Consider the following 24,769-nt stretch of genomic DNA (forward strand, 5'->3'; position numbering starts at 1 on the left):
GCGGGGGGACGCTCCTAGGGGACTGCTCGGGGACTACTCGGGGGGTGGCTGCTCGGGGGGCTACTCGGAGGGGCTATTCGGGGGTTTCGTCGAGCGCGTGGCCCACGAGGGACAAGAGGGTCTCGATGACCGAGATCCGGCGGCGCGCATCCATGATCATGACAGGTATGTGCGCGGGGATCGTCAACGCCTCCCGCACGTCCTCCGCCTCGAACAGCTCGCTGCCGTCGAAGTGGTTCACCGCGACGACGTACGGCAGTTGGCAGCTCTCGAAGTAGTCCAGTGCCGGGAAGCAGTCCTTCAGGCGGCGGGTGTCGGCCATCACGACGGCGCCGATGGCGCCGCGCACCAGGTCGTCCCACATGAACCAGAACCGCTGCTGGCCCGGCGTGCCGAACAGGTAGAGCACCAGGTCGTCGTCGAGCGTGATGCGGCCGAAGTCCATGGCCACGGTGGTGGTGAGCTTGCCCGGGGTGGCGGTGAGGTCGTCGGTCTCCGCGCTCGCCTCGGTCATCAGCGCCTCGGTCTGCAGGGGCGTGATCTCCGAGACGGCGGTGACCAGGGTGGTCTTGCCGACGCCGAATCCGCCCGCCACCACGATCTTCGTGGCTATGGGCGCGCGGGTGCGGTCCGTCTGCCAGGGATGCAGGGGCTCGTCGGGGTCGACGAGCGGGGTGACGCCGTAGGCGGCGTCAGAGACGACGGAGTCCACTGAGCACCCTTTCGAGCAGAGCGCGGTCCGGGCGGCCCGTGCCGTGGCCGGTTCCGGTGCCGTACACACGGATCTTTCCCTGGTCCGCGAGGTCGCTGAGGAGCACGCGGACCACGCCGAGCGGCATCTTCAGCAGCGCGGCGATCTCGGCCACCGTACGCATACGGCGGCACAGTTCGACGATGGCCCGCATCTCCGGCATCACGCGGGAGGTGAGGCCACCGTTCGTCAGTTCCCTGCGCTCCTCGGCGGCTTCCAGCGCGGCCGTGCCGGCCGTGGCACCGACGAACGTCTCGACGAGCAGGACGTGCCCGAAGCGGGTGCGGCCGCCGGTGAGCGAGTAGGGGCGTACGCGGGCGGGCTTGCGGTCGGCGCCGCGCACGGGGAGGTTCTTCGCGGTCTTCGGCCGCTTCCTGGGGCTGCTGCTCATCGGGTGCTCCCCGTCGACTCGGACTCCAGGGACTTCCGCAGCTCGCTGCGGAGCTCGGGGGTCAGGACGTGGCCGGCGCGGCCGACGAACAGCGCCATGTGGTACGCGATGACGCTCATGTCGGCGTCCGCGGAGCCGTGCACGCCGAGCAGCGAGCCGTCGCTGATCGACATGACGAACAGGCTGCCCTCGTCCATGGCGACCATCGTGTGCTTCACACCGCCGAAGTCCATCAGCCGTGCGGCGCCGACGGTCAGGCTGCCCACGCCGGAGACGACGGTGGCGAGGTCGGCGGCGGAGCCGCGCGGTCCGGCGCGACGCACCGTCTGGGCCTCTCGGGCCGCCTCGTTGCTCGCCTGGTCGGAGGAGAGCAGCAGCAGCCCGTCGGAGGAGACCACCGCGACGGAGAGGATGCCGGGCACCTCCTCGACCAGGTTGGTCAGCAGCCAGTGGAGATTGCGGGCTTCACTGCTGAGTCCGAAGGTACTGGGAGCGGTCAACTGCTTGCCTCCTCGACAGTGCCCCCCGTGGCTTCTTCGGTCGTGCCTGCTGCGGTGGACGGCGCCTCGTGCTGTGCCGTCCGGTCGGCGATCTCCGCCTCGACGTCCCGGCGGCCGGCCTCCGCCCCCCGGCGGAACCCTCCCAGGCGGCGGCGGAGTGCCTCGGCGTCGACGGAACCCGACGTGCGCGGCCGCGGTACCGCGGTGGGAGTGGCGAGCTTCGGGGTCCGCTTGGGCAGACCCTTGTCGGTCACGGCCTCGGCCGGCTCGGTGTCCCCGCTCCGCGTCGCGTCCTCGTCCGGCGTGCGGTCGTGCGCGTCGGGGCCGATGGCGTAGGCGTCGGCGGGGCGGGGTCCGGGGAGCTCGGCCGCGGTGGGCTCCTGCGCGGCCTCCGCCGGTTCCGGCTCCGGCTCCGGCGCGGGCGTCGGCTCCGGTGTCCGGGCCGGCAGCAGGAGGGCCATCGTGGTGTCGTCGGGAAGATCGCGCCCGGAGGTGTTCCCGGCCTCGGGGGCCCGCTTCTGCCGGTCGGGCGTCGGGGCGGGTTCCTGTGCGTGCTCCCGGGCGAGCTCCGCGTCGGCGTCCACGTCCGGCTCCGGCTCCGGCTCCGGCTCCGGCTCCGGCGAGATCGTGGCCGCGGCCGTCTCCGTGCGCTCCGCTGCTCCCGCCGCGTCGGTCTCCGCGGGCTCTACGGCCCGCTCCGGCGCCCGGGACGGGACCGGATCCGTCGCCGCGCCGTCCCCGGCGGCCGCCGCGTGCGTCTCCGCGCCCTCCGCCGCGTCGGCCGCGTCGGCCTCCGCGCGCCGTACGGTCTGTTCCGCTGAGGCCACCAGCGGGTCCGCGTCCTGTCGGCGGCCCTTCTCCGCGCGGCCGGGCAGGACGTTGGAGTTGGCCTCCGCGTCGGCGCCCGGCAGGGAGAAGGTCCCCGTGCCCTCGGCCATCGGCGCGGTGGGGGCGAGGGCGGTCGGCGGGGCCGCCGCGAGCATCGTGCTCGGGAGGACCACGACGGCCGCGACACCGCCCTGCTTCTGCTCCCGCAGCCGTACGCGCGCGGAGTGCCGGTGGGCGAGCCGGGCCACCACGTACAGGCCGAGACCGAGACCGTCCTCGCTCTCCTGGTCGTAGGGCGCCTCCGGGTCGAAGTCGGTGAGGCGGGCGTTGAGCCGCTGGAGCCGCTCGGTGGCCATGCCGATGCCCTCGTCCTGGACGGAGAGCATCACCTCGCCGTTCTCCAGCAGCCAGCCGGAGACCTCGACGGGCAGGTCCGGCGGCGAGAAGGAGGTGGCGTTCTCCATCAGCTCGGCCAGCAGGTGCGAGAGGTCGTCGGCCGCGAACCCGGCGACGTGGGCGTGCGGCGGCAGGGCGGCGATGCGCACCCGCTCGTACCGCTCGATCTCGCTGACCGCGGCCCGGACCACGTCGACCAGCGGCACCGGTCCGGTGCTGTGCTGGACGTGCTCGGTGCCGGCGAGGACGAGGAGGTTCTCGCTGTGCCGGCGCATGACCGTGGCGAAGTGGTCGAGCTTGAACAGGGTGGCGAGCCGGTCCGGGTCCTGCTCGCGCTCCTCCAGGCCCTCGATGACCGCGAGTTGCCGTTCGACCAGGCCGAGGGTGCGCAGGGCGAGGTTGACGAAGGTGGAGCCGATGCTCTTGCGCACCACCTCCAGTTGCGCCGCGGACTCGGCGAGTTCGGCGCGCAGTTCCTCGCGGGCGTCGGCCATCTTCTGCCGCTGGCCGACGAGGTGCTTGCGGTCGGTCTCCAGTGTGGCGACCCGCTCGGCGAGTGCGGCGGCGTGCGCGTGCAGGGCGTTGACGGAGCGGACGACCTGGGCGAACTCGTCGTTGCGGCCGGTGAAGGCCACGGGCTCCTGGGCCGTCGGGTCGTCCGCGCCGGCGAGCCGGGCCGAGCCGCGCCGCAGCACCGAGAGCGGGCGGGTGAGGGTGCGGGCCATGGCGGTGGCCGTGCCGACGGCGAGCAGGACCAGGGCGCCGAGGGCGGCGATGCGGATCTCCAGCGCGGTGACGTCGTCGTCGCGCAGCCGCTCCAGGGACTTGATGCGCTTGTCGTACAGCGCGGACTCGGCGCCGCGCATCGCGTCGACGCGTGCGGAGAGCGCGGCGTCCAGCCGCTTGGCGCTGGTGCCGAGGTCGCTGTCGGACAGGGTCGGCTCGTCCGTCAGGCCGGCGAGGTACTTCTCGGCGGAGTTGACTTCGGGGCCGGTGACCGTCGAGGCGAAGCTGTCCCGCGCCTCCTTGGGCGCGCCGTCGCGGAAGTCGGCGAGGGCGGCGTCGGAGCGCACCCTGGCCTGCTGGGCGGCGGCGGCGAGCGCGTCGCGCTGCTCGGCGTCGGCCTCGGAGGAGGTGCGGGACTCGGTCGGCAGGCCCGTGACCGGGTCGAAGACGGTCTCCGTGCGGCTCGGTACGCCGAGGGCGGCGAGCAGCAGGCCGCGGGTGGCGGCCGCCTGCTGGACGGCGGTGTCCAGCTCGGCGAGGGCGTGGGCGCCGGCGCCCGCGCGGGGCGGCATCCGCTCGGCGAGCTCCTCGGCCAGGGCGTGGAGTTCGGTGATCGCCTCGGAGTAGGCCTCGTGGGCTTCCAGGGCGGTGCTCTTGCCGGTGAGGGCGGCCCGGCGCAGCGCCGCGACGGCGTCCAGGTCCTCGCGCAGGGAGGAGGGCGTGTCGGCGTCGGCGCGCAGCTCCTCCACCTGCCGGTCGACGCGGGCACTGCGCTGCTCGGAGGGCGCCTTGGACTTGGGGCGGCCGGCGGCGATGTACGGGGTGACCTCGTCCCGCTCGTCGGCGAGGGAGTGGGCGAGGGTCAGCGCGCCCTGGGTCTGCTCGGCGAGCGTCACCAGTTCCTGGGAGTCGTGGAGTTGCCCGGAGGCGGCGACGACCGAGGGCGCGCCCGCTCCGGCGATGGCGACGGCGACGACCGCCACGGCGACGATCAGGCGGTTCCGTACGTGGGTGGGGCGGCCCTTGCCGACGGGAGCCGCCGACGGCGCCGGGGTGGAGGTGCCGGGGGTCCGCTCCGCGTTCCCCTCGGGGGCCGTCTGCTTGCCTGTGCGACGAGGCCGCGTCTTCTGCACCGGTGCTCGCATTCCTGACTCGTGTACCCGGGGGCCCGGGTGGCGCTCCGTCAACTGGCCGGTCGGCGCACGCGCCCTCCGTCGAGCTCTGGGCCGCTCCCCCCGCCGTCGACCGCGCATCGGGCGGGGAGGCCGCGAGAGCAGGGCAGGCCCCGACCGGTTCCCGACCTTCCCAGTGCCCGTGGCCGGTGGGCGCGCATCATCTGACCCGCCACCCGAAGGAGTGAACCCCGGAGGGGAGTTGGGGAGCAAGTTCGCGCGGCTCGGGTGACGGGCCTGTGCGGCGCGTCGGTTGGACGTTGGCGACGGGCGGTGGCACTATGTGCCGCCACGCGTTGCCGGAGAGTGGAATTCCGACCCAAATCCGGCGCCTGACCTGCACCGCTGCACGGATTCCGGGAACGGAGCAGGCCTTTTGCGAAGGCCGTGAAGGGCTCGTGCAGACTGGCCGGATGCGCACGGAACTCGTCTGTGAACCTGGCCTGGCCGACCACCCCAACGAGGACTTCGCGAGCGTCGGACTACCGGCCTCGGGGCAGGGCGGTGCGCTCGTCGTGCTGGACGGCGTGACGCCGCCCCGGAGCGGGACGGGTTGCCTCCATTCCGTGCCGTGGTTCACGGCGCGCCTCGGCGGAGCCCTGACCGAACTGACCGTTTCACTCCCGGATGTTCCCCTCGCCGACGTCCTGTCCCGCGCCATCGCTCGTACCTCGGCCGCACACGTGGAAACCTGTGACCTTTCTCACCCGCGGACACCGCAGGCAACCGTGGTCCTGGCGCGGTGGTCCCCCTCCACCGTCGAGTACCTGGTCCTGTCCGACTCGGCCCTGCTGGTGGAGGCCCCGGACGGCTCGGTCACGGCCGTCCTGGACGACCGGCTGGCCCGGCTGCCCCGCTCGGCCCTCGCCACGGACGCGCTCGTCGACGCCCGTCTCCGCAACAGGGAGGGCGGCTTCTTCACGGCCGCGGCCGACCCGGCGGTGGCGGCGCGGGCGGTGACCGGGACGCTGCCGCGCGCGGGGGTGCGCGGGATGGTGGCGCTGACGGACGGGGCCGCGCGGTGGGTGGAGACGTTCCGGGAGGGCGGCTGGGCGGACTGCCTCACGCTGGTCCGCAAGGAGGGCGCGCGGTCCCTGGTGGACCGGGTGCGGGAGCTGGAACGCGCGGACGCGGCGGGATCCCGGTCGTTCCTGGGCCGGGGCAAGACGCACGACGACGCGACGGTGGTCTACGCGGAGCTCTGAGCCGGCCGGTCACGGCTCACTTCTCCATCCCCCGGTTCAGCTCGTGCAGCAGCCGGGCCAGCTCCGTCACCTCGCGCGGGTCCCAGCCGGCCAGCCGCCGGGCGTAGCGGGCACGGCGGGCCTCCCGTACGCGGCCGACGCGTTCCTGGCCCTCCGGGGTCAGGGTGATCAGCCAGGCTCGGCCGTCGGCGGGGTCGGGCTCGCGTGCGACGAGGCCGAGTTGCTCCAGGGCGCGCAACTGGCGGGACATGGTCGCCTTGCCGACACCGATGTAGGCGGCGAGCTCGGTGGCCCGCTGCCCGCCGTACTCGCCGAGCCGCACGAGGAGGCCGTACGCGGACGACTCCAGGTCGGGGTGGACCTCGCGGGCCATCTCGCCCTGGTTGGCCCGGGCCCGCCGGAGCAGGACCGTCAGCTCCCGCTCCAGGGCCAGGAACTCCGGTTGGTTCACACCACTACCGGACACGTCGGATCCGACTCCGCGACCGTCGCCGTTCCCGTCTTCGTGCACGTCAGTCCCTGCCATGGTTTTCCCGTTCCTGAAAGTTTCCGCCACGGTCCGCCATCACCGCAGCTCGGCAAGTATTTCGCAGGCTTAGACCAACGGCGGCTTCCGGCCCCTCTTCCCACCCGCCGTTCTACGTGCGTAGCGTCTTCACCGGAAACCCTGGCTGGCATGCGCACGCCATGCCAGGGGTTCCCGTTCACGCAGCCCCCACCGAGCACCACCGAGCCATCGGAGGCACGTCATGCTCGTGCACAGATCCGGATCGGCCCGCGGGCGGCGCCTCGCCGTCTCCGGGGTCCTGCTCGCCGCGTTCTCCCTCGTGTTCACCCTCCCCGCCCACTCCTCCTCGACCGCCGACACCCCGCCCCGCGGCTCCGCCCACATGGGCATGGGCGTCGTGGAGCACGACGGCCGGGGCGGCACCCCCGTCCCGGGTGACGCCACCCAGACGGAGGGCGTCGACGTCTCCAGCCACCAGGGCAACGTCGCCTGGACGACCCTGTGGAACAGCGGGGTCAAGTGGGCCTACGTGAAGGCCACCGAGGGGACGTACTACACGAACCCCTACTTCGCCCAGCAGTACAACGGCTCGTACAACGTCGGCATGATCCGCGGCGCCTACCACTTCGCCACCCCGGACACCACCAGCGGTGCCGCCCAGGCCCACCACTTCGTCGACCACGGCGGCGGCTGGTCGCGCGACGGCAAGACGCTGCCGGGCGCGCTGGACATCGAGTGGAACCCGTACGGGGCCGCCTGCTACGGCAAGACGCAGAGTCAGATGGTGGCCTGGATCCGCGACTTCCTGAACACCTACAAGGCGCGCACCGGCCGTGACGCCGTGATCTACACGGCCACCAGCTGGTGGACCCAGTGCACCGGCAACTACGGCGGCTTCGCCGCGTACAACCCGCTGTGGATCGCCCGCTACGCCTCGACGGTGGGCACCCTGCCGGCGGGCTGGGGGTACTACACGATGTGGCAGTACACCTCGTCCGGCCCGACGGTCGGCGACCACAACAAGTTCAACGGCGCCCTGGACCGCGTCCGGGCGCTCGCCAACGGCTGACCGGCACAGGGGCGGGGCCCGGCTTCCCGTACGGGTAGCCGGGCCCCGCCTTCCGGTCCGCGTCCGTCACGCCGCGACCGGAACCTCCGGCCGCGCACCGTTCGTCGCCGGTGCGAGCGCCAGTTCCAGGACCTGGCGGACGTCGGTGACGGCGTGGACGTCCAGCTTGTCCAGCACCTCCGCCGGGACGTCGTCCAGGTCGGGCTCGTTGCGCTTGGGGATGATCACCGTGGTGACGCCCGCCCGGTGCGCCGCGAGCAGCTTCTGCTTGACCCCGCCGATCGGCAGCACGCGGCCGGTCAGCGACACCTCGCCGGTCATCGCCACGTCCGTGCGGACCAGCCGGCCCGAGAGCAGCGACGCCAGCGCCGTCGTCATCGTGATGCCGGCGCTGGGACCGTCCTTGGGAACCGCGCCCGCCGGGAAGTGGATGTGCACGCCCCGGTCCTTCAGGTCGGCCACCGGAAGCTCCAGCTCGGCACCGTGGCTGCGCAGGAAGCTCAGCGCGATCTGCGCCGACTCCTTCATCACGTCGCCCAGCTGACCGGTCAGGGTCAGGCCCGCCGCGCCCGTCTCCGGGTCGGCGAGGGACGCCTCCACGTACAGGACGTCGCCGCCCGCGCCGGTGACCGCGAGGCCCGTGGCCACGCCCGGCACCGAGGTGCGCCGCTCGGCCGGGTCCTGGGCGGACTCGGGCACGTGGTGCGGCCGGCCGATCAGACCGCGCAGCTCGCCGTCGGTGACCGTGAAGGGCAGCTCCCGCTCGCCCAGTTCGTGCTGGGCCGCCACCTTGCGCAGCAGCCGGGCGATCGACCGCTCCAGGGTGCGCACGCCCGCCTCGCGCGTGTACTCACCGGCCAGCTTGCGCAGCGCGCTCTCGTCGATCGTGACCTCGTCCCCGTCCAGGCCGGCCCGCTCCAGCTGGCGCGGGACCAGGTGGTCGCGGGCGATGACGACCTTCTCGTCCTCGGTGTACCCGTCGAGGCGGACCAGCTCCATGCGGTCGCGCAGGGCCTCCGGGATGGCCTCCAGGACGTTGGCGGTGGCCAGGAAGACGACGTCGGACAGGTCGAGTTCGACCTCCAGGTAGTGGTCCCGGAAGGTGTGGTTCTGGGCCGGGTCGAGGACTTCGAGCAGGGCCGCGGCCGGGTCGCCCCGGAAGTCGGAGCCCACCTTGTCGATCTCGTCGAGGAGGACGACCGGGTTCATCGAGCCCGCCTCCTTGATCGCGCGGACGATCCGGCCGGGCAGCGCGCCGACGTAGGTGCGCCGGTGGCCGCGGATCTCGGCCTCGTCCCGGACACCGCCGAGGGCGACGCGGACGAACTTGCGGCCCATCGCGTGGGCGACGGACTCGCCCAGGCTGGTCTTGCCCACACCGGGCGGGCCCACCAGGGCCAGGACGGCACCGCCGCGCCGCCCGCCGACGACGCCGAGACCCCGGTCGCTGCGCCGCTTGCGCACCGCCAGGTACTCGGTGATCCGCTCCTTGACGTCCTCCAGGCCCGCGTGCTCGGCGTCCAGCACGGTCCGGGCCCCCTGGATGTCGTAGGCGTCCTCGGTGCGGACGTTCCACGGGAGTTCGAGGACGGTGTCGAGCCAGGTGCGGATCCAGGAGCCCTCGGGCGACTGGTCGGAGGACCGCTCCAGCTTGTCGACCTCCTTGAGCGCCGCCTCGCGGACCTTCTCGGGCAGGTCGGCGGCCTCGACGCGGGCGCGGTAGTCGTCCGACTCCTCGGCGGGGTCCTTGCCCGCCTCGCCGTTGAGTTCGCGCAGCTCCTTGCGTACGGCCTCGAGCTGGCGGCGCAGCAGGAACTCCCGCTGCTGCTTGTCGACGCCCTCCTGGACGTCCTTGGCGATGGTCTCGGCGACCTCCTGCTCGGCGAGGTGGTCGCGCAGCTGCTGGGTCGCGAGCTTCAGGCGGGCGACCGGGTCGGTGGTCTCCAGCAGCGCGACCTTCTGCTCGGTGGTGAGGAAGGGCGAGTAGCCGGAGTTGTCGGCGAGCGCGGAGACGTCGTCGATGGCCTGCACGCGGTCCACGACCTGCCAGGCGCCGCGCTTGCGCAGCCAGGCGGTGGCGAGCGCCTTGTACTCCTTGACGAGTTCGGTGACCTGGCCCGGCAGTGGCTCGGGCACGGTCTCGTCGATCCGCGTGCCCTCGACCCACAGTGCGGCGCCGGGGCCGGTGGTGCCGGCGCCGATCCGCACACGGTCGCGGCCGCGGATGAGGGCGCCCGGGTCGCCGTCGGCCAGCCTGCCGACCTGCTCGACCGTGCCGAGGACGCCGGTGGCGGCGTGGGTGCCGTCGATGCGCGGGACGAGGAGGACGCGGGGCTTGCCGGGCTCGGTCCTGGCGGCGGCCTGGGCGGCCTCCACGGCGGCCCGTACCTCGGTGTCGCTCAGGTCCAGGGGGACGACCATTCCGGGCAGGACCACTTCGTCGTCGAGCGGCAGCACGGGCAGGGTGAGCGGTGTGAAGGCGGCGGACTCAGCAGCCATGATCTCCCCTTCGGCAGTCAAGTTGAGTTACATCGACTCAATGAAAGAGAGTCCCCGATTGTTCCCCACAGCGTGTTCGCTCTGAGCGATCAAGGGCGGAGGCCGCGACGGCCCCAGGGGGCTCTACATACCGGTGCCACGCACCCCCTTGCCAGGAGCACCGCCCAACGGCCCGGCATTCCCTGCCAGGATGGGCCGATGCCCATCACTTCCCACGACTCGTACGACATCCCCGAGGTGCTGGACCGTCGCGAGGGCCCGCACGGCGAGGTCGTCCTGCGCCGGCACGGGGCGCTGCTCCAGATCATCGCGAACGGCTGCTTCCTGATGGACACCTCCGACGGGCGCTCGGAGCGGCGGCTGGTCGACGCGGCGGCCGAGGCGCTCGGCTCCTCCGGCGGGCGGACCGCGCCGCACCTGCTGATCGGCGGGCTCGGTGTCGGCTTCTCGCTCGCACACGCGGCGACCGACCCCCGCTGGGGACGGATCGCGGTCGTCGAACGCGAGCGCGCCGTCATCGACTGGCACCGCGACGGACCGCTGGCCGCGCTGTCCGCCGAGGCGCTGGCGGACCCGCGCACGCGGATCGTGGAAGCGGATCTGGTGACGTACGTCAATGAGACTTCCGACACGTACGACGCGCTCTGCCTCGACATCGACAACGGCCCCGGCTGGACCGTCACCGAGGGCAACGACGGACTGTACGCGCCGGCCGGACTGGCGGGCTGCGCACGGGTGTTGAGGCCGGGCGGGGTGCTCGCCGTATGGTCCGCACAGCCCTCTCCGGAATTCGAAGAAACCTTGCGTAATGCCGGGTTCCAGCAGGTGCGTACCGAAGAGATCCCCGTTGCCCGGGGCGTTCCGGACGTCGTCCACATCGGCGTCGGGCCTGGATAGCAAAGGCGCGGCGACTCCCCGTACGCTGCTGCCCTGACGCGGTCGTTCAAGCGTCGATCGCAGTTATGCGCAGACGAGGAATCACCCCACTGATTCCGGCTAAGCACACCTCAGGGGCGGGCGATGGAGCAGACACAGACCTCCCACAACGGCACGGCGACGGCCACCCAGGGCGCCCAGCGCCGGGTGCTGGTGGTCGAGGACGACCAGACGATCGTGGACGCCATCGCGACCCGCCTGCGCGCCGAGGGATTCCTGGTGCAAACGGCGGGCGACGGCCCGGCCGCCGTCGACACGGCCGAGGCCTGGCAGCCCGACCTGCTGATCCTCGACATCATGCTGCCCGGCTTCGACGGCCTGGAGGTCTGCCGCCGGGTGCAGGCCCAGCGCCCGGTGCCGGTGCTGATGCTCACCGCGCGTGACGACGAGACGGACATGCTGGTCGGGCTCGGCGTCGGCGCCGACGACTACATGACGAAGCCGTTCTCGATGCGTGAGCTGGCCGCGCGCGTGCACGTCCTGCTGCGCCGGGTGGAGCGGGCCGTCGTGGCCGCCTCGACGCCGCGCAGCGGCATCCTGCGCCTCGGCGAGCTGGAGATCGACCACGCGCAGCGCCGGGTGCGGGTGCGCAGCGAGGACGTCCACCTCACCCCCACCGAGTTCGACCTCCTGGTGTGCCTGGCGAACACCCCGCGCGCGGTGCTCTCCCGCGAGCAGCTGCTGGCCGAGGTGTGGGACTGGGCGGACGCCTCCGGCACCCGGACCGTCGACAGCCACATCAAGGCGCTGCGCCGGAAGATCGGCGCCGAGCGCATCCGCACGGTGCACGGCGTGGGCTACGCCCTGGAGACACCGACGCCATGAGCGAGGGGCGGGAGGCCGCACGGAGGAACCCCGGGGGGCCCTGGGGCGGCGTACGCCCGTTCTCGATCAAGACCAAGCTGGGCGCGCTGGTCGTCACGTCGGTGCTGATCACCACCGGGTTGTCGGTGATAGCGGTGCACACCAAGACGGAGCTGCGCTTCATCACGGTCTTCTCGATGATCGCCACGCTGCTGATCACGCAGTTCGTGGCCCACTCGCTGACCGCGCCGCTGGACGAGATGAACGCCGTGGCCCGGTCCATCTCGCACGGTGACTACACGCGCCGGGTGCGCGAGAACCGCCGCGACGAGCTGGGCGACCTCGCCGTCACCATCAACCGCATGGCGGACGACTTGGAGGCCCAGGACCTCCAGCGCAAGGAGCTGGTGGCGAACGTCTCGCACGAGCTGCGCACCCCCATCGCGGGCCTGCGCGCGGTGCTGGAGAACATCGTCGACGGGGTCACCGAGGCCGACCCGGAGACCATGCGCACGGCACTCGGGCAGACCGAGCGGCTGGGCCGGCTGGTGGAGACGCTGCTGGACCTCTCCCGCCTGGACAACGGCGTCATACCGCTGCGCAAGCGGCGCTTCGAGGTGTGGCCGTACCTCTCGGGCGTGCTGAAGGAGGCCAACATGGTCGCGTCGGCGCGCGCGGGCATCGCCTCCGGCTCCGGCAGTCACACCCGCACCGACGTCCACCTGGCCCTCGACGTCTTCCCGGCGGACCTGACCGCGCACGCGGATCCCGAACGCATCCACCAGGTGGTCGCCAACCTCATCGACAACGCGGTCAAGCACAGCCCGCCGCACGGCCGGGTGACGGTCAGGGCGCGCCGCGGGGAGCTGCCCGAGTCCCTCGAGCTGGAGGTCCTGGACGAGGGTCCGGGCATTCCGCGGTCGGAGTGGCGCCGGGTCTTCGAGCGGTTCAACCGGGGTTCGGTCTCCCGGCCGCACGGCCCGGGCAGCGACGGCGGCACCGGACTCGGCCTGGCGATCGCCCGCTGGGCGGTGGATCTGCACGGCGGCCGGATCGGTGTGGCCGAATCCGAGCGGGGCTGCCGCATTCTCATCACTCTTCCGGGCCTGTCATCGACGTCGAGTTGACGTAGGGTTCGAAACGGAGCGCCAAGATCCATTGATGTCCGCGCTGGCGGACACGTGTGATCAGGCACAGGCCCGCGTTTTCTCCGCGCCGGGCCCCGGCCTCCCGTACCCGGGCGTAACCCGCGCGCAACGGAACCTCGCTTGTTTCCCGCCATTTCCAGCGCCGAAACACGGCCCGCAGTGTGACTTACACGACGATGAACGGGCCCGGTCTGACCTTCCGGGTCCGGGAGGCGTAGCCTTGATTCCCGCTGTCCACCATCTTGTGAAGCGGAAGAGGGCGGTTCTCGCCGTGTCGCCACAGTCCCCCAGTAACTCGAGCATCTCGACCGACACCGACCAAGCGGGCAAGAACCCCGCTGCCGCGTTCGGTGCCAACGAGTGGCTCGTCGACGAGATCTATCAGCAGTACCTCCAGGACCCGAACTCCGTGGACCGAGCCTGGTGGGACTTCTTCGCCGACTACAAGCCGGGGGCGCCCGCCGCCCAGGCGGCCCCCGGTGCCACGGGCACGGACGCCGCCGGCGCCCCGCAGGCCGCCCCGGCCCCGCAGGCGCAGGCTCCCGCCCCGGCCACGCCGCCGGCCCAGGCGCCGGCGGCCCCCCAGCCGCCCGCCCCCGCGAAGCCGGCCGCACAGCCCGCGGCCGCCGCCCCGGCGGCTCCCGCGGCTCCGGCCCCGCAGCCGGCGGCCAAGCCCGCCGCCCAGCCGCAGGCGAAGGCCGCCGCGCCCGCCAAGGACGCCGCCGCCCCCGAGGGCCCCGAGCTGGTGACGCTGCGCGGCCCGGCCGCCGCGGTCGCGAAGAACATGAACGCCTCGCTGGAGCTGCCCACGGCCACGTCCGTGCGCGCGGTCCCGGTGAAGCTGCTGTTCGACAACCGCATCGTCATCAACAACCACCTCAAGCGCGCCCGGGGCGGGAAGATCTCCTTCACGCACCTGATCGGCTACGCGATGGTGCAGGCCATCAAGGCCATGCCGTCGATGAACTACTCGTTCGGCGAGAAGGACGGCAAGCCGACCCTCGTCAAGCCGGCGCACGTCAACCTCGGCCTCGCCATCGACCTGGTCAAGCCCAACGGCGACCGCCAGCTGGTCGTCGCGGCGATCAAGAAGGCCGAGACGCTGAACTTCTTCGAGTTCTGGCAGGCCTACGAGGACATCGTCCGCCGCGCCCGCGAGGGCAAGCTGACGATGGACGACTTCACCGGCGTCACGGTCTCCCTGACCAACCCGGGCGGCCTCGGCACCGTCCACTCGGTGCCGCGCCTGATGCCCGGCCAGTCGGTCATCATGGGCGTCGGCTCCATGGACTATCCGGCGGAGTTCCAGGGCACCAGCCAGGACACCCTGAACAAGCTCGGCATCTCGAAGGTCATGACGCTCACGTCGACCTACGACCACCGGGTCATCCAGGGCGCCGCCTCCGGCGAGTTCCTGCGCCAGGTCGCCAACCTGCTCCTGGGTGAGAACGGCTTCTACGACGACATCTTCAAGGCGCTGCGCATCCCCTACGAGCCGGTCCGCTGGCTCAAGGACATCGACGCCTCGCACGACGACGACGTCACCAAGGCCGCCCGCGTCTTCGAGCTGATCCACTCCTACCGGGTCCGCGGCCACGTCATGGCCGACACCGACCCGCTGGAGTACCAGCAGCGCAAGCACCCCGACCTGGACATCACCGAGCACGGGCTCACGCTGTGGGACCTGGAGCGCGAGTTCGCGGTCGGCGGCTTCGCCGGCAAGTCCCTGATGAAGCTGCGCGACATCCTCGGCGTGCTGCGCGACTCGTACTGCCGCACCACCGGCGTCGAGTTCATGCACATCCAGGATCCGAAGCAGCGCAAGTGGATCCAGGACCGCATCGAGCGCTCGCACACCAAGCCGGAGCGCGAGGAGCAGCTGCGCATCCTGCGCCGCCTGAACGCCGCCGAGGCGTTCGAGACGTTCCTGCAGACCAAGTACGTCGGCCAGAAGCGCTTCTCCCTGGAGGGCGGCGAGTCCGTCATCCCGCTGCTGGACGCGGTCATCGACTCGGCGGCCGAGTCCCGCCTGGACGAGGTCGTCATCGGCATGGCCCACCGCGGCCGGCTGAACGTGCTGGCCAACGTGGTCGGCAAGTCGTACGCGCAGATCTTCCGCGAGTTCGAGGGCAACCTCGACCCGAAGTCGATGCACGGCTCCGGTGACGTGAAGTACCACCTGGGCGCCGAGGGCACCTTCACCGGCCTCGACGGCGAGCAGATCAAGGTCTCGCTGGTCGCCAACCCCTCGCACCTGGAGGCGGTCGACCCGGTCCTGGAGGGCGTCGCCCGCGCCAAGCAGGACATCATCAACAAGGGCGGCACGGACTTCACCGTCCTGCCGGTGGCGATCCACGGCGACGCGGCCTTCGCGGGCCAGGGCGTGGTGGCCGAGACCCTGAACATGTCGCAGCTGCGCGGCTACCGCACCGGCGGCACGGTCCACGTCGTCATCAACAACCAGGTCGGCTTCACCGCCGCCCCGGAGTCCTCGCGCTCCTCCATGTACGCCACCGACGTGGCCCGCATGATCGAGGCCCCGATCTTCCACGTGAACGGCGACGACCCGGAGGCCGTGGTCCGCGTCGCGCGGCTCGCCTTCGAGTTCCGCCAGGCGTTCAACAAGGACGTGGTGATCGACCTCATCTGCTACCGCCGCCGCGGTCACAACGAGTCGGACAACCCGGCCTTCACGCAGCCGCTGATGTACGACCTGATCGACAAGAAGCGCTCGGTGCGCAAGCTCTACACCGAGTCCCTCATCGGTCGCGGCGACATCACCCTGGAAGAGGCCGAGCAGGCGCTGCAGGACTACCAGGGCCAGCTGGAGAAGGTCTTCACCGAGGTCCGCGAGGCCGTCTCCCAGCCGTCCGCCGCGGAGCCCTCGGACCCGCAGGCCGAGTTCCCGGTGGCCGTGAACACCGCGGTCAGCGCCGAGACCGTCAAGCGGATCGCCGAGTCCCAGGTCAACATCCCCGACCACGTCACCATCCACCCGCGTCTGCTGCCGCAGCTCCAGCGCCGCGCGGCGATGGTCGAGGACGGCACGATCGACTGGGGCATGGGCGAGACCCTCGCCGTCGGCTCCCTCCTCCTGGAGGGCGTGCCGGTCCGCCTGGCGGGCCAGGACTCGCAGCGCGGCACCTTCGGCCAGCGCCACGCGGTCGTCATCGACCGCGAGACGGGCGACGAGTTCACGCCGCTGCTGTACCTGTCCGAGGACCAGGCCCGGTACAACGTCTACAACTCCCTGCTCTCCGAGTACGCGGCGATGGGCTTCGAGTACGGCTACTCGCTGGCCCGCCCGGACGCGCTGGTGATGTGGGAGGCGCAGTTCGGCGACTTCGTCAACGGCGCCCAGACGGTCGTGGACGAGTTCATCTCGTCGGCCGAGCAGAAGTGGAACCAGACCTCCGGCGTGGTCCTGCTCCTCCCCCACGGCTACGAGGGCCAGGGCCCGGACCACTCCTCGGCCCGCCCGGAGCGGTTCCTGCAGCTCTGCGCGCAGAACAACATGACGGTCGCGATGCCGACCCTGCCGTCGAACTACTTCCACCTCCTGCGGTGGCAGGTGCACAACCCGCACCACAAGCCGCTGGTCGTCTTCACCCCGAAGTCGATGCTGCGCCTGAAGGCCGCGGCCTCGAAGGCGGAGGAGTTCACGACGGGCCAGTTCCGCCCGGTCATCGGCGACGACTCGGTCGAGGCGTCCGCGGTGAAGAAGGTCGTCTTCACCGCCGGCAAGGTCTACTACGACCTCGACGCCGAGCGGAAGAAGCGCGGTGTGACGGACACGGCCATCATCCGCATCGAGCGCCTGTACCCGCTGCCGGGTGCCGAGCTCCAGGCGGAGATCGCCAAGTACCCGAACGCCGAGAAGTACCTGTGGGCCCAGGAGGAGCCGGCGAACCAGGGTGCCTGGCCGTTCATCGCGCTCAACCTGATCGACCACCTGGACCTGGCGGTCGGCGCCGACGTCCCGCACGGCGAGCGGCTGCGTCGCATCTCGCGCCCGCACAGCTCGTCCCCGGCCGTCGGCTCCGCCAAGCGGCACCAGGCCGAACAGGAGCAGCTGGTGCGTGAGGTGTTCGAGGCGTAAGCCCTCGATCCGGCCTCACGTGCGGAGGGCCCGGTCACCGTCGGTACGGTGACCGGGCCCTCCGGCGTTCCGCCGCCCGTACCCGGGCCGTGCGGCCCGGGTACGGGCCGCACCTATCCTGGGAGCAGGGGTTCCCACGGAATCCGCCCCCTTGTCCGAACCGGCCGACCAGGCCGACCAGGCCGACCCGGCCGACCATCCGACGGAGAGCACGTTGTACTTCACCGACCGCGGCATCGAGGAACTGGAGAAGCGGCGCGGCGAGGAGGAGGTCACCTTCGAGTGGCTCGCCGAGCAGCTGCGGACCTTCGTCGACCTGAACCCGGACTTCGAGGTGCCGGTGGAGCGGCTGGCGACGTGGCTGGCGCGGCTGGACGACGAGGACGACGAGTAGGTCCCCCCGCGGCACGGAGCGGCGGTACGCCGGTACCGCCACCGACGACCCGAACGCGCGCGGAGCCGGACACGTAGGCCTCCGCGCGGAGCGGACACACCCAGCGCCCCAGGGGACGCTGTTGGTGCCCCCTGGGGGCGCCGGGGGCCGCTCGGGGTGGCGGGCCGATAGCAGCAGGGCGCCGGAACCGGGAGAGGCACGGACCCTAGGTCGACATATCTACACATCGATACATCGGGGCAAAGGTGTCTTGACTTTCGAAGCCCGCGATATATCGTGAATCGTGAGGGACGCGATATGGCGCGTTCGGTCGAGGAGGTCTCCACCATGTCCGAGTGGTCCGTCGCCGAGCCCGGGAAGCTCACCTTCGACGAATCCGTGAGCGAGCTCCACGTCCGCATCGTCAACGGAACGGTGAACGTGGTGGGCACGAACGAGGGTTCCGCCCGGCTGCAGGTCTCCGAGATCGAGGGACCACCCCTGGTCGTGACCCACCAGGACGGCATACTCACGGTGGCCTACGACGACCTGCCCTGGAAGGGCTTCCTCAAGTGGCTCGACCGCAAGGGCTGGCGCCGCAGCGCGGTGGTCTCCCTGGCCGTCCCCACGCACACGCGGGTGGAGGTCGGCGTGGTGAGCGCGGCGGCCGTGGTCTCCGGGATCGAGGGACGCGCCGAGCTGAAGGGCGTCACCGGGGACACCACACTGGTGGGCCTCGCGGGCCCCGTCCGCGCGGACACCGTCTCCGGGAGCGTGGAGGCGCAGGCCCTCTCCGGCGACCTGCGGTTCACCTCCCTCTCCGGGGACCTGACGGTGGTGGAGGCGGGCTCCTCGGTCCGGGCCGACTCGGTGAGCGGTTCGATGATCGTCGACCTGGCCGCGGCCGGTGGGCCCACCGACATCAGCGTGACCAGCGTCTCCGGCGAGATCGCCGTCCGGCTGCCCCAGCCGGCCGACACGCAGGTGGAGGCGAACACGGCCAGCGGCACCGTCTCCAACGCCTTCGAGAACCTGCGGGTGGCCGGCCAGTGGGGGGCCAAGCGGATCACCGGCCGGCTCGGCGAGGGCAACGGCAGGCTGAAGGCGACGACGGTCTCCGGCTCGATCGCCCTGCTGCGCCGTCCCGCGGCGGAGGACACGCCGTGGGAGCGGGAGCCGGCGGACACCGGTCCGGCGGACGACGCGCAGAGCGAACCGGGGGACAATTCCGCTTCCGGCCGGGACCACGGCGCCACCGGCGCCCCGGCCGGCGGCACGACCGACAAGAAGGTGCTCTGACATGCCCCCCGTCTTCGCCCACGGCCGCCTCCGCCTCTACCTCCTCAAGCTCCTGGACGAGGCCCCGCGCCACGGCTACGAGGTGATCCGGCTCCTCGAAGAGCGCTTCCAGGGCCTGTACGCCCCGTCGGCGGGCACGGTGTACCCGCGCCTGGCCAAGCTGGAGGCCGAGGGCCTGGTCACCCACACCACCGAGGGCGGCCGCAAGGTGTACGCCATCACCGACGCCGGCCGTGCCGAGCTGTCCGGACGCAGTGGCGAGCTGGCCGACCTGGAGCTGGAGATCCGGGAGTCGGTCGCCGAGCTCGCCGCCGAGATCCAGGCCGACGTGCGGGGCGCGGCGGGCGATCTGCGCCGTGAGATGCGGGCGGCGGCCGGCGCGGCCCGCCGGGGCCCCGGCGCCGCAGCGCACGGCCCGGGAAACGGGTCCGCCACCGACGCCGCGGACTCCGACGAGAAGGAGGCCTGGCGCGCCGCCAAGGAGGAGATGCGGCGGGTCAAGCAGGAGTGGAAGGAGCAGGCCCGGCGGGCCAAGGACGAGAGCCGCCGCGCCCGCGAGGAGGCCCAGCGGGCCCGGCACCAGGCCAAGGAGGCGCAGGAGCGGGCCCGGGCCCAGGCGCAGGAGGAGGTGCAGCGCATCGCCCAGCGGGTCCAGGAGCAGGTGCAGGACCACTTCTCGCGGGGCGACTGGCCGACGGGGCTGCGCGAGGGCCTGAGCGAACTGGCCAAGGAGGTCGGCGAGTTCGGGAAGGACTTCGGCAGGGAGTTCGGGAAGGACTGGGGCTTCGGCCGCACTGATCCGACCGCCCCCCGGACGGAGCGGCCCGCGCCCTCCGCCACCCCCGAGTACTCCGCCACCCCCGAGGACTTCCCGGCCGGTTACACCCCGGCCTGGGCCCACGAGGACGCCACGGACTCCACCGGCGACCCGGCCCGCGATCTGGACCGGCTGCTCGACCGCTTCCGGGACGACATCCGCGACGCGGCGCGGGACCACGGCGTCACGCCCGAGCAGCTCCGCGACGCCCGCCGTCAGTTGTCCACGGCGGCGGCGCACATCGGGGTGATACTGCGGAAGCCGAAGACCTGAGCCCCGGCGCGGCGTCCCCGGCGCACCGCCACTGGCGCCTCGCCGGGGACGCGGCGCGTATCAGGCGCAGGCCTCCTCCCCCGTGCCGCCGCCCAGCACTCTGGTCAGCGACTCGTGGGTCACGCCGTGGTCGGCGAGCACCTCGGCCGGCACACCGGGCCGAAGGGTCAGGGCGAGCAGGATGTGCTCGTCTCCGATGTGCCGGTCGCGCCGGGCGACGGCGACCCGCAGGGCCTTCTCCAGCACCTCCTTGGCGCCCCGGCTGAAGCTGCGGTGCCCGGACCACCAACGCCTGTCCTTCCGGTCCCTGGACATCGCGCCGACGCCGTGCGTCTCCTCCACCCGGGCGACGATCTCCGAGACGTCGATCCCCAGCCCGGCCAGCGCGTCGGTCTCGGCCCGTGACAGACCGGCACGGCGGCGCGCCTGGGCCAGGGACCTGCGTACCGAGTCCTTGCTCCCGCCGGCCCCGAGCGCCGACAGCGCGAAGGAGGCGCGACTGCCCTCCCGGTCCAGCAGGGCGAGCAGCAGGTGCTCGACGTCGACGGTCTGTGCCCGCGCGCCCTCGGCATGCTCCACCGCCCCCCGCACCACGGCTCGGGCGTCGTTCGTGAACCGCTCGAACATCAATGCCTCCCGTACTTCTTGTGCACGGCCTGCCTGCTGACCCCGAGTTCCGTGGCGATCTCCTGCCACGACCATCCCTGATTGCGCGCACCACGCACCTGCACCGCCTCCAGCTGCTCCAACAGCCTGCGCAGCGCGGCGACGGCCCGCAGTCCGACCCGGGGGTCGCGATCACCGGCACGCGCGGCGAGATCGGTTGCTTCGCTCATGACGTCAACTTAGGTTGACATGGAGTGCCTGTCAACCTTTATTGACACACGGGTGGCTCGGGGTACGCCAACGGCGGGCCCGGAGGACCGGACCCGCCGCGGACGGACGTGGGGAGGGATCAGGAACCGCTGAGCACGATCTTGCCGAACTGCTCTCCGGAAGCCATCCGCTCGAAGCCCTCCCGGGCCCGGTCCATCGGGAGCACCTCGTCGATGACAGGCCGGACGCCGGTGGCGGCGCAGAAGGAGAGCAGGTCCTCCAGCTCGTCCTTGGTGCCCATCGTGGAGCCGACGACCTTGAGCTCCAGGAAGAAGATCCGGGTCAGTTCGGCGTGGGACGGCCGGTCGCCGCTGGTGGCGCCGGAGATGACGAGCGTGCCACCGGGCCGCAGCGACTTGACCGAGTGGGACCAGGTGGCGGCGCCCACGGTCTCGATGACGGCGTCGACCCGCTGCGGCAACCGCGCGCCCGGCTCGACGGCCTCCACGGCGCCCAGTTCCACGGCCCGCTTCCGCTTGGCCTCGTCCCGGCTGGTGGCGAAGACCCGCAGCCCCGCAGCCCTGCCCAGCACGATCGCGGCGGTGGCGACCCCACCACCGGCGCCCTGCACCAGCACCGAGTCACCCGGACGCACCCCGGCGTTGGTGAACAGCATCCGGTACGCGGTCAGCCAGGCGGTGGGCAGACAGGCGGCCTCCTCGAAGGAGAGCTCCCTCGGCTTCGGCAGGATGTTCCAGGTCGGCACGGCGACCTGCTCGGCGAACGTCCCCGGATAGCGCTCCGTGAGGATGGAACGGGGCTCGTCAGGGCCTACCCCGTGGCCGGTCTGGCCGATCACGGAGTGCAGGACGACCTCGTTGCCGTCCTCGTCGACACCGGCGGCGTCGCAGCCGAGGATCATCGGCAGCCGGTCCTCGGGCAGGCCGACGCCGCGCAGGGACCACAGGTCGTGGTGGTTGAGGGAGGCGGCCCTGACATCGACGACACTCCAGCCGGGGCGGGCCCCGGGAGCGGGGCGCTCCCCCAACTCCAGGCCGGTCAGCGGCTGGTCGCGGTCGATTCGGGCGGCGTAGACAGCGAACATGACCTTGACGATAGGTTCCACGCCCGCCATCGGAAACCGTACGGCCGTGTGACACACACCCTCTTGCGCCACCCGGATGGCACGGGTGCGGGCAGCGGCGGCCAGCACGCCGGGGCCCGGCGCCCACCCGCGCCGCCTCGTCGCCGCCCGGCCCGAAAGGCGAACGGCCCCGCCCACCCGGGACGAGGCCGTTCACCGCACACGCGTCACACCGTCACCGGCGCGCGACCCCCTCGGCACGGGCGGCCGCCGCCACCGCCGCCGTGACGGCCGGCGCGACGCGCTCGTCGAACGGGGACGGGATGACGTAGTCCGCCGCGAGGTCGTCGCCCACCACGGAGGCCAGCGCCTCGGCCGCCGCCAGCTTCATGCCCTCGGTGATCCGGGAGGCCCGCACCTGGAGAGCGCCCGCGAAGATGCCCGGGAACGCCAGCACGTTGTTGATCTGGTTCGGGAAGTCCGACCGCCCCGTCGCGACGACCGCCGCGTACTTGTGCGCGACCTCCGGGTGCACCTCGGGGTTCGGGTTGGCCATCGCGAAGACGAAGGCGCCCTCGGCCATCGAGGCCACCGCCGGCTCCGGCACCGTACCGCCGGAGACGCCGATGAAGACGTCGGCGCCGGACAGCGCCGCCTCCAGCGATCCGGACAGTCCCGCCTTGTTGGTGAAGGAGGCCAGCTCCCGCTTGACCGGGGTCAGGTCGTCCCGGTCCGCCGAGACGATGCCCTTGCGGTCGGCGACCGCGACGTCCCCGACACCCGCCTCCACCAGCATCTTGGCGATGGCGACGCCGGCCGCGCCCGCGCCCGAGATCACCGCCCGCAGCTCGCCCAGCGTCCGCCCGCTCAGCCGCGCCGCGTTCCGCAGCGCCGCCAGCGTCACGACCGCCGTGCCGTGCTGGTCGTCGTGGAAGACCGGGATGTCGAGGCGCTCCTGGAGCTTGCGCTCGATCTCGAAGCACCGCGGCGCCGAGATGTCCTCGAGGTTCACGCCCCCGAAGGAGGGCGCGAGCCGGACCACGGTCTCGACGATCTCGTCGGCGTCCGTGCAGGCGAGCGCGATCGGGACCGCGTCCACGCCGCCGAACTGCTTGAACAGGATCGCCTTCCCTTCCATCACCGGAAGAGAGGCCTCGGGGCCGATGTCCCCGAGTCCCAGCACCGCCGTACCGTCCGTCACGACCGCCACGACCGACGACTTCCAGGTGTAGTCGTGAACGAGGTCGGGCTGCTCGGCGATCGCACTGCACACTTTCGCGACGCCGGGCGTGTACGCCAGGGACAGGTCGTCCTTGTCCCGGATCGGCACGGTGGCCTGCACGGCCATCTTGCCGCCGCGGTGCAGCGCGAACGCGGGGTCGAAGGAGTCGAGGGGCTCCGGCCCCGCCTCCTGCTCCGTACTGGCGTCGCTGTCGCTGCGAGGATTGACGATCTCCGCTGCCACTTTGTCTTACCCCTTAAGAGTTCATGGATTGAGGGTTTGTCCACTCCTGGTGAGGAATGGGCGGGCACCGCGCAGGGAGATGGCCGCCTAGGCCACATGGGCCCCTGCGCGACGGGCACGCCGCACACGCGCCCTGAGCCCCTGATGAGGGGTGTAAAGAACCTTCTTACCCGACGGACGGCCCTGGCGACGAGTCCGATAAGCGCGAGCTCACATGTCGGACCCCGCACGCCGCATGCCGGTGACATGGCTCATAGCCGGAGATCCGGACAACTTCCCAACACCCCTTGACACGGCCACAGAACAGACTTTCCACCCTCGCTCGCGACATCGAGGCGTGCCCGTTTATCGAGAAATGCCGAAGATCTTCCGGCCGGAAGCATTGATTCCCGCAAAGGTTCGGCCGTGATGTACCGACCTGATGTGATTCGGACACTCACCCGTTATCCGATTTTGACATGACGGCCATCCTGAACGGCCGAGTCCGAATGGCAAGATGCCGTAATCACACGAGGTCGCGACACTCGAAGGCGTGTGCTCTCGTCGACCCGCAGCGCCTGCCGGTCCCCCGGCCGGCGTCCCGTCCCATCGGCAACTCCCTCATCCGCCGGAGGAACCACCATGACCGCACGCTCCACCCGTCGTACGACCGCCGCGCACTCCCGGCCAGCAGCGGTCGGTGCGATCGCGGTCGCAGGCGCTCTGCTGCTCACCGGATGCGGCGACCAGACCGACAAGAACGACTCCGGCAGCAGCGGCACCCAGTCCGCCGTGGGTGCCCCGTTGGCCGAGAAGCTGCCCCAGTCGATCCGTGACAAGGGCGTCATAAAGGTCGGTTCCGACATCGCCTACGCTCCGGTCGAGTTCAAGGACGACTCCGGTAAGACCGTCGGAATCGACCCCGACCTCGCGGACGCCCTGGGCAAGCAGCTCGGCGTCAGGTTCGAGTTCGAGAACGGCACCTTCGACACCCTGATCACCGGCCTGCGCTCCAAGCGCTACGACATCGCCATGTCCGCGATGACCGACACCAAGGACCGCCAGGAGGGCATCGACGCCGACACCGGCAAGAAGGTCGGCGAGGGCGTGGACTTCGTCGACTACTTCACCGCCGGTGTCTCGATCTACACCAAGAAGGGTGACGACCGGGGCATCAAGACCTGGTCCGACCTGTGCGGCAAGAAGCTCGTGGTGCAGCGGGGCACCGTCTCGGAGGACCTCGCCAAGGCCGAGAGCGCGAAGTGCCCGGCCGGCAAGAAGATCTCCATGCAGGCCTTCGACAACGACCAGCAGGCCCAGACCCGCCTGCGCGCGGGTGGCGCCGACGCCGGCTCCTCCGACTTCCCGGTCGCGGCGTACGCGGTGAAGACCTCCGGCGGCGGCAACGACTTCCAGCTCGTCGGCGAGCAGGTCGAGGCCGCGCCGTACGGCATCGCGGTCGGCAAGGACAACGCCCAGCTGCGCGACGCGCTCAAGGCCGCGCTCGACGCGGTCATCGCGAACGGCGAGTACAAGAAGATCCTCGACAAGTGGGGCGTGGCGGAAGGCGCCGTCACGGAAGGCACCATCAACGGCGGCAAGTGACCGCGCGGCGGGCACTGAAAGGCAAC

Annotated in this window: 20 protein-coding genes; 10 read left to right on the forward strand and 10 right to left on the reverse strand. The window is 71.8% G+C overall.

Annotation, left to right across the window (positions count from 1 at the left end; genetic code table 11):
* Positions 1 to 73: 73 nt before the first annotated feature.
* Genes KUM32_RS12375 through KUM32_RS12390 form a run of 4 tightly spaced genes read right to left on the reverse strand, consistent with a single transcriptional unit; the run spans position 74 to position 4,737 of the window.
* Positions 74 to 712 (reverse strand): ATP/GTP-binding protein, encoded by a 639-nt coding sequence (locus KUM32_RS12375; protein ID WP_217141898.1) that lies wholly within the window; start codon positions 710 to 712, stop codon positions 74 to 76.
* Complete coding sequence (locus KUM32_RS12380; protein ID WP_217141899.1) at positions 693 to 1,142, reverse strand: DUF742 domain-containing protein; 450 nt, start codon at positions 1,140 to 1,142, stop codon at positions 693 to 695. Before KUM32_RS12380 ends, KUM32_RS12375 begins: the two co-directional genes overlap by 20 nt.
* Positions 1,139 to 1,642 (reverse strand): roadblock/LC7 domain-containing protein, encoded by a 504-nt coding sequence (locus KUM32_RS12385; RefSeq protein WP_217141900.1) that lies wholly within the window; start codon positions 1,640 to 1,642, stop codon positions 1,139 to 1,141. Before KUM32_RS12385 ends, KUM32_RS12380 begins: the two co-directional genes overlap by 4 nt.
* Complete coding sequence (locus tag KUM32_RS12390; RefSeq protein ID WP_217141901.1) at positions 1,639 to 4,737, reverse strand: nitrate- and nitrite sensing domain-containing protein; 3,099 nt, start codon at positions 4,735 to 4,737, stop codon at positions 1,639 to 1,641. The genes KUM32_RS12385 and KUM32_RS12390 overlap by 4 nt, the downstream gene beginning before the upstream one ends.
* Positions 4,738 to 5,177: 440 nt before the next feature.
* On the opposite strand from KUM32_RS12390, the gene KUM32_RS12395 reads away from it, so the two are divergent.
* Positions 5,178 to 5,969 carry a protein phosphatase 2C domain-containing protein gene (locus KUM32_RS12395; RefSeq protein ID WP_217141902.1) on the forward strand — a complete coding sequence of 264 codons (792 nt, stop codon included), beginning with the start codon at positions 5,178 to 5,180 and terminating at the stop codon, positions 5,967 to 5,969.
* A gap of 16 nt (positions 5,970 to 5,985) precedes the next feature.
* On the opposite strand, the gene KUM32_RS12400 is transcribed toward KUM32_RS12395, so the two are convergent.
* Positions 5,986 to 6,480 (reverse strand): MarR family transcriptional regulator, encoded by a 495-nt coding sequence (locus KUM32_RS12400; protein ID WP_217141950.1) that lies wholly within the window; start codon positions 6,478 to 6,480, stop codon positions 5,986 to 5,988.
* A gap of 238 nt (positions 6,481 to 6,718) precedes the next feature.
* On the opposite strand from KUM32_RS12400, the gene KUM32_RS12405 reads away from it, so the two are divergent.
* Positions 6,719 to 7,546, forward strand: coding sequence for a lysozyme (locus tag KUM32_RS12405; RefSeq protein WP_217141903.1), 828 nt, complete (start codon positions 6,719 to 6,721; stop codon positions 7,544 to 7,546).
* Positions 7,547 to 7,612: 66 nt separating this feature from the next.
* Here KUM32_RS12405 and lon read toward each other — a convergent pair whose 3' ends face one another.
* Positions 7,613 to 10,045: an endopeptidase La gene (gene lon / locus KUM32_RS12410; protein ID WP_217141904.1), complete on the reverse strand. Its 2,433-nt coding sequence runs from the start codon at positions 10,043 to 10,045 to the stop codon at positions 7,613 to 7,615.
* A 198-nt stretch (positions 10,046 to 10,243) separates the two neighbouring features.
* Here lon and KUM32_RS12415 point away from each other — a divergent pair, with 198 nt between their 5' ends.
* From KUM32_RS12415 to KUM32_RS12445, 7 genes are all read left to right on the forward strand, one after another.
* A complete protein-coding gene (locus tag KUM32_RS12415) occupies positions 10,244 to 10,942 on the forward strand; it encodes a spermidine synthase (RefSeq protein WP_217141905.1) in 699 nt (232 codons plus the stop codon).
* Between the two features lie 123 nt (positions 10,943 to 11,065).
* On the forward strand, positions 11,066 to 11,806 hold the full coding sequence (locus KUM32_RS12420) for a response regulator transcription factor (RefSeq protein WP_043380000.1): 741 nt from the start codon (positions 11,066 to 11,068) through the stop codon (positions 11,804 to 11,806).
* The gene (locus tag KUM32_RS12425) at positions 11,803 to 12,912 is read left to right on the forward strand and encodes a cell wall metabolism sensor histidine kinase WalK (protein ID WP_217141906.1); all 1,110 of its coding nucleotides are present in this window, start codon (positions 11,803 to 11,805) and stop codon (positions 12,910 to 12,912) included. The genes KUM32_RS12420 and KUM32_RS12425 overlap by 4 nt, the downstream gene beginning before the upstream one ends.
* A 292-nt stretch (positions 12,913 to 13,204) precedes the next feature.
* On the forward strand, positions 13,205 to 17,032 hold the full coding sequence (locus tag KUM32_RS12430) for a multifunctional oxoglutarate decarboxylase/oxoglutarate dehydrogenase thiamine pyrophosphate-binding subunit/dihydrolipoyllysine-residue succinyltransferase subunit (protein ID WP_217141907.1): 3,828 nt from the start codon (positions 13,205 to 13,207) through the stop codon (positions 17,030 to 17,032).
* 214 nt (positions 17,033 to 17,246) lie between these two features.
* Positions 17,247 to 17,426, forward strand: a complete 180-nt coding sequence (locus tag KUM32_RS12435) for a DUF6104 family protein (protein ID WP_003992906.1) — start codon at positions 17,247 to 17,249, stop codon at positions 17,424 to 17,426.
* A 327-nt stretch (positions 17,427 to 17,753) separates the two neighbouring features.
* Entirely contained in the window at positions 17,754 to 18,704 is a 951-nt protein-coding gene (locus tag KUM32_RS12440; protein WP_217141908.1) for a DUF4097 family beta strand repeat-containing protein, read from the forward strand.
* Between the two features lies 1 nt (position 18,705).
* A complete protein-coding gene (locus tag KUM32_RS12445) occupies positions 18,706 to 19,794 on the forward strand; it encodes a PadR family transcriptional regulator (protein ID WP_217141909.1) in 1,089 nt (362 codons plus the stop codon).
* A gap of 60 nt (positions 19,795 to 19,854) precedes the next feature.
* Here KUM32_RS12445 and KUM32_RS12450 read toward each other — a convergent pair whose 3' ends face one another.
* From KUM32_RS12450 to KUM32_RS12465, 4 genes are all read right to left on the reverse strand, one after another.
* A complete protein-coding gene (locus KUM32_RS12450; RefSeq protein ID WP_217141910.1) occupies positions 19,855 to 20,421 on the reverse strand; it encodes a Clp protease N-terminal domain-containing protein in 567 nt (188 codons plus the stop codon).
* Complete coding sequence (locus tag KUM32_RS12455; RefSeq protein WP_043383227.1) at positions 20,421 to 20,630, reverse strand: HTH domain-containing protein; 210 nt, start codon at positions 20,628 to 20,630, stop codon at positions 20,421 to 20,423. The genes KUM32_RS12450 and KUM32_RS12455 overlap by 1 nt, the downstream gene beginning before the upstream one ends.
* Positions 20,631 to 20,749: 119 nt before the next feature.
* A complete protein-coding gene (locus tag KUM32_RS12460) occupies positions 20,750 to 21,715 on the reverse strand; it encodes a zinc-binding dehydrogenase (RefSeq protein ID WP_217141911.1) in 966 nt (321 codons plus the stop codon).
* A gap of 214 nt (positions 21,716 to 21,929) precedes the next feature.
* Complete coding sequence (locus KUM32_RS12465) at positions 21,930 to 23,159, reverse strand: NADP-dependent malic enzyme (RefSeq protein WP_217141912.1); 1,230 nt, start codon at positions 23,157 to 23,159, stop codon at positions 21,930 to 21,932.
* 621 nt (positions 23,160 to 23,780) lie between these two features.
* Here KUM32_RS12465 and KUM32_RS12470 point away from each other — a divergent pair.
* The gene (locus KUM32_RS12470) at positions 23,781 to 24,743 is read left to right on the forward strand and encodes an ABC transporter substrate-binding protein (RefSeq protein ID WP_217141913.1); all 963 of its coding nucleotides are present in this window, start codon (positions 23,781 to 23,783) and stop codon (positions 24,741 to 24,743) included.
* Positions 24,744 to 24,769 lie beyond the last annotated feature (26 nt).

The organism is Streptomyces sp. AC627_RSS907 (assembly GCF_019049165.1).